Consider the following 13,308-nt stretch of genomic DNA (forward strand, 5'->3'; position numbering starts at 1 on the left):
GTTTGTTTTACTTCTGAAACGCGTGAACCATTCGCTCAATTGACCGTCAAATATAATTGATGACAAGTCCCCAGGTCTCTGGTAATGTTATACCGAGGAGGGTGCCTCCGATTCCCAACGCGATGAGACTCAGCATAACCGATGGGGCCGACTCGTCTTTGATTCCGACGAACAAATGGTATAAGAGCAATGACCCGGCGCCTTGAACGGAGAAAATTCCAACAATTGTGCTGGTGATTAGGAATACGGGATCCGCTTCGAGTGAAAATGTCGGATACGGAGCCCCCATTTTCATAATTGTTGTCATGATAACTCCTGTAATAACGTATAGAACGAGAACTCCGCCGAACAGAATCGCTCCTTCGGCCCCGATCTCTGCTGATAGTTGCAGAACCTCCGCTATTAGAGTGGTACTCTCGTCTGTTCTCAGTTGGATGGGGAACATGTGAATATCAACACACGGTTGTGATGCCTGGTGGGTCTACCATATCGTCCAGTGTATAGAAGAAATACTCAGGGCAGAGGTATATATCACACGGTGTAGTGGATGATAATATACTAAAATATACTTTCACTATTGGGTGAAACGGAAAATCATTACCATCAAATTAATCTATACGGAGTAATAACCTCTTCCAAGGCCAGAATAAGCAATGAGTGATGGGGAACTGAAACGAGATCTAGGACTCTATTCAGCAGTGACGCTGAGTATGGGTGCAATGATCGGTGGCGGCATCTTTGTTCTCCCTGCAGTTGGATACAAGAAGGCAGGACCAGCAATCATCGTTGCCTACCTGCTAGCGGGGTTAATCGTCCTCCCGAACGCGCTTTCAAAGGCGGAAATGGCGACAGCAATGTCGGAAGATGGTGGCACCTATATTTACATTGACCGGGCGATGGGTCCGCTGTTTGGCACGATTGCAGGTATCGGTGTCTGGTTTTCACTTGTATTCAAAAGTGCGTTTGCGCTCGTCGGCCTCGGTGCATACTTATTATTGCTCGTGAGTATTCCGGCTAGCCTCGTGAAAGTTGTCGCACTTGGGCTCGGGGCCGTTGTCATCCTACTCAATATCGTCGGGACTGAAAAAAGCGGCCAGGTACAGGGTGTTCTGGTAACGTTCGTCGTACTCGTGCTTGGCGCCTACGTCGTCGGTGGGGTCGAACCCTTAGAGTCAGTATCATACACGCCGTTTGTCACCCACGGAATCGGTGGGATTGCCACCGCCACTGCGTTCGTCTTCGTTTCGTATGCTGGGATCGGAGAAGTAGCCTCTGTTGCCGAGGAGATCACTGAACCAGGCCGTAACATTCCACGTGCAATGCTTATCTCTATTGGAGTGATGATGGTGATTTATACTGCTGTCGTGGGCGTCATCGTCGGTGTTGTGCCGGCTGAGACCCTCATCCACGGCGGCCCGGATGGTGGCACCTCGCTCACTCCGATGGCCGATAGTGCCGAGAGGGTGTTCGGTGGTGTGGGTGTCACGGTGGTCGCTATTACCGCTGTGCTTGCACTTACTAGCATGGCAAATGCGGGTGTTCTCGGAACCTCACGGTTCCTCCTTGCAATGAGTCGTGACTCGCTCTTGCCTGATCAGGTTGGCCGGATCAACAGCCGGTTTTTGACGCCGGTAAACGCTGTTCTCGTGACTGGTGGGGTGTTGCTTGCGCTCATCGCGTTCGTTCCAGTTGTCAATCTTGCAAAGTTGGCCAGTGCCTTTCTCATTCTTGTTTTCTCCTTGGAAAACGTCTCTGTGATCGTCTTTCGGGAGGCCGGCGTCGATTTCTATAACCCGGAATTTCGGTCTCCCGGATACCCCGTACTGCAGATTCTCGGCGTGGTCGGTGGTGTTATATTGATCATTCAGATGGGACTACTCTCGATCATTGGTGCCATTGGAATCGTTGTCGGAAGTGTCGTCTGGTACCTTGCCTATGCACGCTCACGTACTGACCGTACCGGGGCACTAGCAACGTACTTCGATCGTGAGCCGGATTTGTCGGACCCACTGGATGAGGTTACCACCAGTTCAAAACAAGACGAGGACTGAGAACCTCCAACGAGCGGGCTGTTCTGTACTCTCGTGTTCAGAAGTCTCGTCAGACCGTGATCCTCTGTCTCTCGCACGGCGTTCTTGATAGGTGACGGATTATGCAACGGAACCACTGGTACGTGAGTTCCCTGTACTGAACAATTACTGATCGGCGTCAACCACGCTCTGGATCGTGTGACATGCGGGCGCTGTATTCAGGCACGGTCGCCGAGAACTGTCTCTGATACAACTACGACAAGGCCTCTTACCCGTACTGTTCGATAAAGTAGTTCGTTCCTTGGTCCGTCCCGGCAACCACGATTTCGTCGTCGGGGATGAACTCGGTATCCGCGTCGAGATCGGTCAGCACCTCGCCGTCGCGCTCGATGGCGACGACCGTACAGCCGGTTCGTTCCCGAACGTCGGCGCTTTGCAACGACTTTCCGGATAGCTTCGGCGCCGTCGTCCGTACCAGTTCGACGCTCGAACCGACGTTGAGCACCTCTTCGTCGTCGACGACTCGCGTGGCGATCGAGCGCCCGCTGACGGTCGCCAGCGAGAGGACGTGATCTGCCCCAGCACGGTAGGTCTTCTGTACTGCCCGTTGCTGTTGGGCGCGGGCGACGATTTCGATCGAATCGTTCAGATCTCGGATCACCAGCGTCGTGAACTCGGTCGTCGTATCGTCCGGCAGGGCAAGCACGACCGAATTCGCCCGCTCGATCCCTGCTTCCCGCAGTATCTCGGGGTCCGTCGCGTCGCCAACGATGTCGACGCCATCCTTTTCCGTCTCGTCGACGGTGACGTATGGCACTCCCGCCTCCTCCAGAGCGGTGGCAACGGTCTGGCCCACTTCACCGTAGCCGATGATGATCGTCTCGCCCCGACGGAGACCGCGAACGGTGCCCACCGTCTCCCGGCGGAGCCGATCTAGCTGGGATTCGGTTCCAGTTACGAGCAGTGTCGTCCCCCGCTCCATCGGCGTGTCGAGCGACGGCGGTGTCTCGAAGTCGCCTCTGAGCCACGTCCCGATGACGTTGACGCCGTATCGCTCCCTGAGGCCGCTCTCACCGAGCGTCTGTCCAGCCAGATCGCTTCCCTCGTGTACCGGCAGTTCGGCGATCTCTATATCCTCCCCGAGTCGTAATGAGTCGCCGAGATCAGTGCTGACCGTCGTTGTCAGTTTTCTGGCAAGCCCCTCCCCGAGCGCTGCCCGGGGTGTGAGGACGTCACCTGCCCCAGCCAGCCGGTGGTATTTCGCCAGGGTCGAGTCTTCGACGACGCTGATCGTCTCTACGTCCGGGTTAGCCTCCTTCGCCGCGAGGACGATACTCGCGTCGATCCGGTCGGCCCCGTCCGCGACGAGTGCCCGGGCATCAGCGATGTCGACCGCCTGGAGGTCCTCGATCGACTCCGGGTCGCCCTGGATCGCCGTGTGGCCGTTCTCCCGGTACTCGACCGCACGCTCGCGGTTCGGCTCCACGACGACGTACTCGATCCCTTTCGACTCCAGTTCCTCGATCAGCGACTCCGCCCGGGTGGTGTCCGAGCAGATAATCACGTGATCGTGCATTGCCTCTTCGAGTTCCGTTGGTGCGGACGGCGAGAGCGCGTCCTGGAACAGCGGGACGAACACAGCCGGTAGCGCCAGAAAGAACAGCGCCACACCGGTGAGGTCGAGTACCATGATCAGCAGGTTCAGTTCGGCGCTCTGCCAGGGCGAGTCAGAGCCGTACCCGGTGGCAGTGAACGTCTCGACGACCACCTGCATCGAATGAAGGAGCGAAAGATCGGTACCGGCCGGCGGGTATGGCCCTGGCTCGAAGGTTTTCATTGCCACATCGTAGGCGACCGAGAAGACGATGATAAGACTCGCAATAGAGAGGAGATAGTACGCTGCACGACGTCTGACGCGACTCATACAAAGCCTCGCGCTTAACCCATCAAAAGAGTGTCGCTCACGGCGTCGGTGCGGTGATCGTCCGACGCGGCCCGCAGGTTATCGGGCCGTCGAGGACCCTATCGCCGCCCGAACAGCCGCTGGCGTAGCGACCGGTCGGTCGGTCGTTCGGCCAGGATCACGGACGCGTCGACCTCGTCGACGACATCCAGCGCCAGCGAGCGGTTCACCAGCCGCGAGAGCAGCCCGCGCTCGGTCGCACCGAGTAGCACGAGTGTGTGATCCTCCGCGGCCTCGGCGATCGCTCCTCGACGTCGCCGGAGTCATCGACCCTGAGCACTGCGTCGCCGAAGCCGTGCTCGGCCGCCCAGTCCGCGAGGAACTGCTCGCCCGCCTCGCGCTCGTCTTCACTGTCGACGACGTGGAGCAGGCTGATCTCCGACTCGACCGCCGACCGGAGCGTCCGCGCCAACTCTGCGCTCAGGTCTGAGTCCGGGCCGCCCGCAGTCGGGATGAGGATCTTCGATGGGTCGAAATCGCGATCTTTCAGGACCAGGAAGTCACAGGGCAGGTCGTGGGTTAGCTCGTCGATCGGCCGCTCGGCTCGGCCCGCAGTCCACGGCCGGCCACCGCCCCAGCCCATGATGACTTTGTCGGCCTTGAACTGCCGCGCCGCGTCGAAGATCTCCTCGAACGAGCGATGAGACAGGATCGTCGACGTCTCGATCTCGACGTCTCTGTCGGCGGCCTGCTCGCGGGCACGTTTGAGCTGTTTCTCCGATTCATCGTCGATCCGGTCGAGCTGTTCTGCGCCCCGATTGAGCGACGTCTGATCGGGGACCTGCACGATGTGGACGGCGTGGACGATGCCGTTCTCCCGTTCCTTGGCGATCGTACCGGCAAGATCCAGGAGCGGTCCCTCAGTGCGTGGGTTCGAGAGCGGCACCATCACCCGGTAGGGCCGGGTCTCGTCGGGACTGGCGGCTTCGGCGGCCGACACCGCGGCGTCGGGCATCTCCTCGGAGCGTTCGAGGATTTGCTGGCCGAGAACGCCGTCCTCGGTGGCCTCTCCGCGTGCGTAGAACAGATACCACAGTAGCGCCGCCACAACGAAGGCCATGCTGAGAGCGATCACTTCCAGATCCATGAAGTATACGAGGCCAAACGACAGCATGACACCGAGAATCGGCGTTATCGGGTAGAACGGCACCCGGAAGTCAGGATCGTAGCCAGGAACGTCCGATTCCCGGAACGTGATCAGTGCGACGTTCATCAGCCCATAAACGATCAGGTGGAGGACGCTCGCCGCGCTGAGAGGATCTTCAGATCCTGGCCAAGCGCGATAATAAAGACGAGTATCATCCCACCGGTGAGCGCAATCGAGCGGTACGGCGTCGCGTAGGTCGGATGGATCTTGTTGAGCCAGTCGGTGACGATCCTGTCACGGCCCATCGCGAAGTTGATCCGGGCCGACGAGAGGATCGAGGCGTTGGCCGACGACGCCGTTGCCAGCAGCGCAGCGACGGTGATCCCCGTCACGCCGACCGCGCTCAGTGACAGCGACAGCGGCCCGGAACCGAGTGTCGGTAGCGCTCCGAAGGTGATCTCCGACACCTGCGAGACGGGGACCTCTTCGGAAAGCTGATCGTAGGGGATGATCCCGACCATCAGACCGACGATGATCGCGTAGATCACGGTCACGATGCCGACGCTCCCGATGATCGCGATCGGAAGGTTCCGGCCGGGGTTTTTCAGCTCTTCCGCGACGGTCGCGATCTTGGCGTAGCCGAGGAAGGAGACGAACACGAGCGCAGTGCCGGGGAGGATCTCGGTCGTACCCAGCGGTGCGACGCTGCCGTCGGTAATCACGGTGCCCCAGTCGAAATAAAACAGCCCCGAGAAGGAAAACACCGCGAGGATCAACAGCAGCGAGGAGACGATAATCGTCTGGATCCCGCCGGTCTCTTTTGCGCCGATGTAGTTGACCCCGATGAAGATCGACCCGGCGATCAGCCCGCCGATCTGGATGTCCTGCAGCATGAACAGGCCGAAATCGAGCGTCGGGAGCGCAAGCACCGTCCCGTCGAGTAGCCCGGTCAGGTAGCCGCCAAACCCGATACAGTAAAACGCCGAGGCGAAGGCCAGTCCCATCCAGTCGCCCATTCCGGAGACCGAGCCGAACATCGGACCGAGCGCCCTGTTGATGTAGTAGTAACCGCCACCGGCTTTCGGCATCGCCGTTCCGAGTTCGCTCACCGCCAGGGCGTTGATCATCGCGATCATCCCCCCGATTACAAAGGAGAGGACGACGATCGGACCGGCCTCACGGGCGGCGATCCCCGGCAAGACGAAGATCCCTGCCCCGACCATCGTCCCGATGCCGATCATCATTGCGGAGACCAGGCCGAGGTCTTTCGCGAGCTCCTCGTCGGCCATCCGTCAGTCCTCCTGTGGCAGCACGATGACGGGCCGATCGGTCCCGACTAGGATCTTTTCCGCGACGCTCCCCGTGAGCAGTTTCACCCACCGGCTTGCGCCACGGGGCGTGAAGACGATCGCCGAGGCGTCGATCGACCGGGCGTGATCCAGCACCGTCTCCGCGATGCTGGTACCGTAGAGTATCTCCGTTTCGAGCGATGTCGTCGTTTCCCCGAGGACGGACTGGGAGTGCTCGAAGATCCGCTCTGCCCGTTCCTCGCGCTGACTGACGCCCGCCTTGTCGGGGGCACCGCCCGCCTTCTCGATCACGTGGACGATGTGGACGACAGCGCCGTTTTCAGGTAGATACTCCTGCAGAGCCTTACAGGTCGACTCGGCATCCGCCTCGCTTGCGATCGGCACAAGGACCCGCTCGAAGGTGTCCTTATCCATTTTGATCACCGCTTAGCTCGAACCGGCGTTCATCGGCTGGTCCCTCGTTCGTCGGGACAGCGACACGCGACTTCCTCTCGGTACGGGAAGGCGGTCCGATCCACGGTGCGCGTGATGGGTCGATCATTACTCTGTCCGTTCCAGCGGTGCCGTTATAAGATCTGTGATACTGTCTATGAATTGGTCACATCGGGGCGGTATTGTTTCCATATCTACACTCTTCTCTCTTTTTTCTCCTCTTTTGCGATCCGGGCACTGTATAGGGTGCCGAGATAGAACCCGTACGAACTGGCGACTCGGCGAGACCGACCGACGGATCGTCTATGCGCTGATGAACGGTGTACAGAACGTATCCACGCGGCGATCTGGAGGACGTGAAGGCCCCACCAGAGACGATCCGACTGGACGACGTCGTCACCGCCGTCTCGCAAATCGGCCTCGACCGGGAGACGATTACACCGTACCGAGCGACGGCGTAAGCTACTTCGACAGCCCGGTCAACCGCTCGCGCAGTGTCCGCTTGCGCTGTTTCTCGGTCAGCAGCACCGAGCAGTCCACGTCGTCGAGGACACTCATCACGAGCGCCTCGTTGAGGAGTCGCGAGAGCAGGCCGCGTTCTGTCGCCCCGATGACCAGCAGGGTCGCGTCCTCCGCTGCGGCCGCAATCGACGTGTCGACGCTACGGGCGTCGACGATCCGCTCGGCGTCTTCGAGTTCGTTCTCTGCCGCCCACTCCTTGAGGAACGCCTCGGCCTCGGCCTCGGTTTCGTCCTCGCCGACGGCGTGCAGCAGGGTTACTTCGGAGTCGAACTCGGACTGGAGCAGTCGAACCACGTCCGCTCCGAGCACGGAGTCCGGGCCGCCCGCGGTCGGCAGCAGGATCCGCGAGGGATCGAAGCCGCGGTCTTTCAGGACGAGGAAGTCACAGGGCAGGTTGTGAGTTAGCTCGTCGACGCGGGATTCGACGCGACCGTGGGCGTGTGGTCCCCACCCCATCACGACCTGATCGGCCTCGAAGGTTCGGGCGGCGTCGAAGATCTCCTCGAACGAGCGGTGCGAGAGGATCGTATGTGTTTCCAGCGGTGCTCCGAACGTCTCGGCGTTCTCTCGTGCACGGGCCAGCAGTTTCTCGGACTCGGCGTCGATCCGGTCGACCTGCGTAGCCCCGCGATCCAGCGGCGTCTGATCGGGGACCTGCACGATGTGGACCGCGTGGACCGTGCCACCCCGCTGTTTGGCGATTGCACCCGCCAGCGTTAGCAGTTCGTCTTCGGTCCGGGGTTCGCCAGCGGCACCATCACGCGGAAGTCGTCGCCGGTTACGTCGGGACCGGCGGTCTTGACGCCGGTCGGGTTCGCGTGGTCCGGTTCGACGGAGTCGACGGCGTCGACCGCCGCATCGGGTAGTTCGTCGGCACGACCCTGGACGTACTGCCCGAGAATCCCCTGTTTCGTGACGTGCTTTCGCGCGTACAGCAGATACCACAGCGCGGCACCGACGACGAAGCCGATCGACAGCGCGATGACGGTGCCGGACATGAACCGGATCAGTGCGATCGATGCGATCGCACCGACGATCGGCGTGACGGGGTATAGCGGCACCCGGAAAGCGGGCTGGTACTCCGGCGGGTTCGCCTCGCGCATCACGATCAGGCCCGCGTTGATGAGTGCGAAGATGATCAGGTGGAGGACGCTCCCGGCGGTCGCCAGCATCTCGACGTCGCCGTAGGCGATGAAGCCGAGGATCAGCGCGCCGGTGAGCGCGATCGAGCGATACGGCGTCGAGAACCGCTCGTGGATCGCGTTGAGCTCCTCGGTGACGATCCGATCCCGGCCCATCGCGAAGTTGATCCGCGAGGACGCGAGGATCGAGGCGTTCGCCGACGATGCGGTCGCAAGTAGCGCGCCGACCAGAACGATAGCGCCGCCGATCGACGCGAGGCCGAACGGCTCCATCATCACCTTCATCGCGTCGACGGCGGCGGTCTCGTTGCCCGCAACCAGGCTGACGTCGACGGCGGCGAGCATCACGACCATCAGCAGGCCGTACAGGATCGTCACGAAGACGACGCTGCCGACGATGGCAAGGGGAAGATTCCGGCCCGGGTTTTTGATCTCCTCGCCGACGGAGGCGATCTGACCGAAGCCGAGATAGGAGACGAAGACGATCGCCGTCACTGGCAGTAGTTCGTTGTACCACTCGGCGTTGACCGGCGTCAGCGACGAGAGGTCGGCGTTCCAGATGCCGACGACGGTAAACAGCGTCAGGATGCCCAGCAACGAGAGGACGATGATGTTCTGGAGTCGTCCGGTCTCCTTCGCGCCGACGTAGTTGACCGTGACGAACAGCGCCGCGCCGAGCAGGCCCCACACCTGCGCCGACTCGAACGTGATCACGATCAGATCGATCGCCGGAAGCGGGAAGAACTCGCTGACGTACGCTCCGAAGCCGATCATGTAGAACGCCGACGCAAAGGCGAGGCCCAGCCAGTTTCCCCAGCCAGCGATCGATCCGAACAGCGGCCCGAGCGAGTGGTTGATGTAGTAGTACATCCCGCCGGACTTGGGCATGGCCGTCCCGAGTTCGGCGACGGCGAACGCGGTTAGGACGGCGACCAGCCCACCGATGACGAACGCTGCGCCGACCAGCGACCCGGCGCGCTCGACGGCGGGGCCGGGCAACACGAAGATCCCCGCACCGATCATCGTCCCGATTCCGATCGTCAGTGCGGCGAGCGGGCCGAGATCCTTGGCGAGTTCCTCGTCACTCATCGTCGTCTCCGTCCGGATCCGGCAGGACGATTACGGGTAGGTCGGTGTCTGTAACCATCGATACCGTCGTCTGTCCGGTGAGAAGCCGCGTCAGGATCCCGGCTTCGCGCGGCAGGAAGGCAATTGCAGTCGCATCGAACGAATGCGCGTGGTCGACGACAGTTTCGACGACGTCGGTGCCGTACAGGATCTCGGTCTCGACTGCTACCGGGTGCTCCGCGAAGTAGTCCTCGACGAGCGAGAGCGCCGCTTCGGCGTACTCCTCGCGCTGTTCGACGCCCGCCTTGTCGGGCGCGCCGCCCGCTTTTTCGACGACGTGAACGACTGATAGCACCGTTTCGTCGGTCAGATAGGGTTCGACTGCTCGTGCGGTCGCTTCGGCGTCGTCGTCGCTCGCGACGGGGAGCACCAGCCGCTGAAGGAGGTCCCCGGTCATCAGTTCCACCGACCCCGCGAGTGCTGGTCGGCGAAACGATTCCGGCAGCCAGATGTACCGCTGCTGTCGGACAGTTGTATCATTGTCGAACGGATGTCGGGGAACGTTGATAAGTCATTCGCACTTGCTGAGCATGGGCTGAATACGTACGAATGCGTTCGTTCGTGAGCCATCAGACGACATGGATGACTGGACTTAATTACCGAGAGGGCACAAGCAGTATCGTGTCCCGACGACCATGAGAATCCGGGTCGACTGGCGGGAGAGCCTGAACCTCACGGGAACCGTCCTCAAGTATCTGGCACTCCCGCTTTGTTTTCCGCTTGCGCTAGCAGTCTACTACCGGGAGCCGCTCGTGCCGTTTCTCGTGACGATCGCGCTCACGCTCCTCGTCGGCGTGCTCTTCGAGCAGTTCGAGAGTGACGACGACCTCGGCCCGCGGGAGGCGTTTCTCATGGTCGCACTTGCCTGGCTGCTGGTCGCCCTCGTCGGCGCGGTCCCGTTCGTTCTCGCCGGTCGAGGGACGATCGCTCATCCGGTCAACGCCGCCTTTGAGTCGATGAGCGGCATCACGACGACCGGCGCAACCGTCCTCCGGGGCTTCGACATCCACGCCCGGTCGATCATGATGTGGCGACAGCTGATCCAGTGGCTCGGCGGTCTCGGAATTCTCATCCTCGTGACGGCTGTCCTCTCGCGACTGTCGGTCGGTGGGGCACAGTTGATGGAGACCGAGACGCAGTACGAGAACGTCGACAAGCTCACCCCCGAATCAGGGACACGGCGCGCCTGATTCTGAAACTATACGCCGGGCTCACCGTTGCGGCGATCGTCGTCCTCTACGCGCTCGGTCTTTCGGGGCTCGCCCCGAATATGGACCTGTACAACGCCGTCGCCCACGCCTTTACGAGCGTCTCGACTGCCGGGTTCTCTCCGGAACCGCTCAGCGTCGAGGCGTTCGCGCCGATCGTCCAGTGGGCGCTGATCCCGTTCATGTTCCTCGGGTCGACCAGTTTCGTCCTCATGTACTTCGTCCTGCGAGGTGACGTCGACCGACTCCGCGAGAGCGAGGAGTTCCACTTCTACTTGGGAACCGTCCTCGTCTTCTCGGGGCTCGTGTTCACGATCCTGACGCTCAAGGAGAACCCGACAGGCGACGGCCTCCACGATACGGTCCGTCAGTCCCTGTTCAACGTCGTCTCGATCATCACGACGACGGGCTACGCGAACGCGGACTTCAATCAGTGGTCGCCCTTTGCCAAACACCTCCTGTTGATGTGTATGTTCCTCGGTGGGATGGCGGGGTCGACGACCTGTTCGATCAAGTCGCTGCGCTGGCTGGTCATTTTCAAGGCGTTTCGCCGGGATCTCTTCACGTCGGTCCACCCGGGCGCGGTCCGTCCGCTCCGCCTGAGCGACACCCCAATCGACGAGGAGACGATCCGCGACATCTACTCGTACACGCTCGTCGCTATCGTCGGCGTCTTCCTGGTGACGGTCGTGATCGTCGTCGATGGCGCGCGCTCCGGGCTATACGATATCGGCGGGTTCGACGAGTTCGATGCGCTCGGAGCCGCCGCTTCGACCTTCCTCAACATCGGCCCCGCGTTCGGACCGGCCGGTCCCTACGGCACCTACGACGTGTTCTCGATGACGACAAAGACCGGAATGGTGCTGTGGATGTGGATCGGCCGCATCGAGATCATCCCCGTGCTCGTGTTGCTCACACCGTCGTTCTGGCGGTCGTGACCTCTCACGTCCCCTCGCGATCGGCTCCTGGTGACCCGAGCGAGAAAGGCTTTACCGACTGGCTCGCCTACCGAGTAGTAAATGGTACTCGACGATCTCGGAACGTCCCTTCGCGGGACGCTCGACAAACTACAGGGACAGACTCGTATCACGGAAGACGATGTCGAGGACGTCGTCCGCGAGATCCAGCGCTCGCTGATCCAGGCCGATGTCGACATCGAACTCGTTCAGGGTCTCTCCGACAGCATCGAAGAACGCGCACTTGAAGAGGAGCCGCCGGCAGGGACGTCGGCCCGCGATCACGTCCTCAAGATCGTCTACGAGGAGATGGTCGCGCTGGTCGGCGAGAGCACCGAGCTCCCGCTCGAAGAACAGACGATCATGCTCGCCGGGCTTCAGGGGTCGGGAAAGACGACCTCCGCCGCCAAGATGGCGTGGTGGTTCTCGAAGAAGGGGCTTCGTCCCGCAGTCATCCAGACTGACACCTTCCGCCCGGGCGCGTACGACCAGGCCAAGGAGATGGCCGACCGGGCCGAGGTGGAGTTCTACGGCGATCCCGACGCCGAGGATCCGGTCCAGATCGCTCGCGAGGGCCTCGAAGCCACCGAGGATGCCGACGTCCACATCGTGGACACGGCGGGTCGGCACGCGCTCGAAGACGACCTGATCGACGAGATCGAGCAGATCGAAGACGTCGTCGATCCCGACCGCAACCTGCTCGTGCTCGACGCGGCGATCGGACAGGGCGCGAAAGAGCAGGCCCAGCAGTTCGACGAGTCGATCGGCATCGACGGCGTGATGATCACCAAACTGGACGGGACGGCGAAAGGTGGGGGCGCGCTGACCGCTGTCGACCAGACCGACTCCTCGATTGCCTTCCTCGGCACCGGCGAGGAGGTCGGCGACGTCGAACGGTTCGAGCCCAGCGGCTTCATCTCCCGACTGCTCGGCATGGGCGACCTCAAACAGCTCGCCGAGCGCGTCGAGCGCGCGATGGACGAGACGGGGATGGAGGAGGACGACTGGGACCCCGAAGACATGCTCCAGGGATCGTTCACTCTCAAGGACATGCAAAAACAGATGGAGGCGATGAACAACATGGGGCCGCTCGATCAGGTGATGGACATGATCCCCGGCATGGGCGGCGGGATGATGGACCAGCTACCGGACGACGCGATGGACGTCACACAGGAGCGAATGCTCGATTTCGACGTCGTGATGGATTCGATGACCGAGGACGAACTCGAATACCCGCGTGCGATCGGTGCCAGCCAGATCGAACGTATCGCGCGCGGAAGCGGCAAGCCCGAAGAGCGCGTCCGCGAACTGCTCCAGCAGCACAAGATGATGGAACAGACCATCAAGCAGTTCCAGGGGATGGGCGACGGCGACATGCAGCGGATGATGAAGAAGATGCAACAGCAGGGCGGCGGCGGTGGCGGGATGGGCGGTCTCGGTGGCGGCGGCGACGGCCCGTTCTGAGCGGACCCTCCTGCCGAACCGGCTGGGACTCCAGCCTCTCAGTTTACCTTTCGGTACGATCTACTT

General features: G+C 61.4%; 7 protein-coding genes and 3 pseudogenes. 4 read left to right on the forward strand and 6 right to left on the reverse strand.

Annotated features, from left to right (window positions below; all coding sequences use genetic code 11):
• Nucleotides 1-46 precede the first annotated feature (46 nt).
• Entirely contained in the window at nucleotides 47-445 is a 399-nt protein-coding gene (locus ACFQH2_RS03320) for a hypothetical protein (RefSeq protein ID WP_377056788.1), read from the reverse strand.
• A gap of 208 nt (nucleotides 446-653) precedes the next feature.
• Between ACFQH2_RS03320 and ACFQH2_RS03325 the strand changes: the two genes are divergently transcribed.
• Nucleotides 654-2,051, forward strand: coding sequence for an APC family permease (locus ACFQH2_RS03325; RefSeq protein ID WP_377056790.1), 1,398 nt, complete (start codon nucleotides 654-656; stop codon nucleotides 2,049-2,051).
• A 247-nt stretch (nucleotides 2,052-2,298) separates the two neighbouring features.
• On the opposite strand, the gene ACFQH2_RS03330 is transcribed toward ACFQH2_RS03325, so the two are convergent.
• From ACFQH2_RS03330 to ACFQH2_RS03340, 3 genes and pseudogenes are all read right to left on the reverse strand, one after another.
• The gene (locus tag ACFQH2_RS03330) at nucleotides 2,299-3,954 is read right to left on the reverse strand and encodes a potassium channel family protein (protein ID WP_377056792.1); all 1,656 of its coding nucleotides are present in this window, start codon (nucleotides 3,952-3,954) and stop codon (nucleotides 2,299-2,301) included.
• Between the two features lie 98 nt (nucleotides 3,955-4,052).
• Nucleotides 4,053-6,369: pseudogene (locus ACFQH2_RS03335) on the reverse strand (amino acid permease).
• Between the two features lie 3 nt (nucleotides 6,370-6,372).
• Nucleotides 6,373-6,804, reverse strand: a complete 432-nt coding sequence (locus tag ACFQH2_RS03340; protein ID WP_377056796.1) for a universal stress protein — start codon at nucleotides 6,802-6,804, stop codon at nucleotides 6,373-6,375.
• Between the two features lie 338 nt (nucleotides 6,805-7,142).
• On the opposite strand from ACFQH2_RS03340, the gene ACFQH2_RS03345 reads away from it, so the two are divergent.
• Complete coding sequence (locus ACFQH2_RS03345; protein WP_377056798.1) at nucleotides 7,143-7,283, forward strand: hypothetical protein; 141 nt, start codon at nucleotides 7,143-7,145, stop codon at nucleotides 7,281-7,283.
• Nucleotide 7,284: 1 nt separating this feature from the next.
• Here the strand turns inward: ACFQH2_RS03345 and ACFQH2_RS03350 are convergent.
• Together ACFQH2_RS03350 and ACFQH2_RS03355 are read right to left on the reverse strand one after the other, a co-directional pair.
• Nucleotides 7,285-9,575: pseudogene (locus tag ACFQH2_RS03350) on the reverse strand (amino acid permease).
• The gene (locus ACFQH2_RS03355) at nucleotides 9,568-10,011 is read right to left on the reverse strand and encodes a universal stress protein (RefSeq protein WP_377056809.1); all 444 of its coding nucleotides are present in this window, start codon (nucleotides 10,009-10,011) and stop codon (nucleotides 9,568-9,570) included. Before ACFQH2_RS03355 ends, ACFQH2_RS03350 begins: the two are co-directional and overlap by 8 nt.
• A gap of 238 nt (nucleotides 10,012-10,249) precedes the next feature.
• On the opposite strand from ACFQH2_RS03355, the pseudogene ACFQH2_RS03360 reads away from it, so the two are divergent.
• Together ACFQH2_RS03360 and ACFQH2_RS03365 are read left to right on the forward strand one after the other, a co-directional pair.
• Nucleotides 10,250-11,760: pseudogene (locus ACFQH2_RS03360) on the forward strand (TrkH family potassium uptake protein).
• A gap of 81 nt (nucleotides 11,761-11,841) precedes the next feature.
• Nucleotides 11,842-13,242 carry a signal recognition particle protein Srp54 gene (locus tag ACFQH2_RS03365; protein WP_377056813.1) on the forward strand — a complete coding sequence of 467 codons (1,401 nt, stop codon included), beginning with the start codon at nucleotides 11,842-11,844 and terminating at the stop codon, nucleotides 13,240-13,242.
• Nucleotides 13,243-13,308 lie beyond the last annotated feature (66 nt).

Source organism: Natronoarchaeum sp. GCM10025703 (assembly GCF_042661985.1).
Classification (GTDB): domain Archaea; phylum Halobacteriota; class Halobacteria; order Halobacteriales; family Natronoarchaeaceae; genus Natranaeroarchaeum.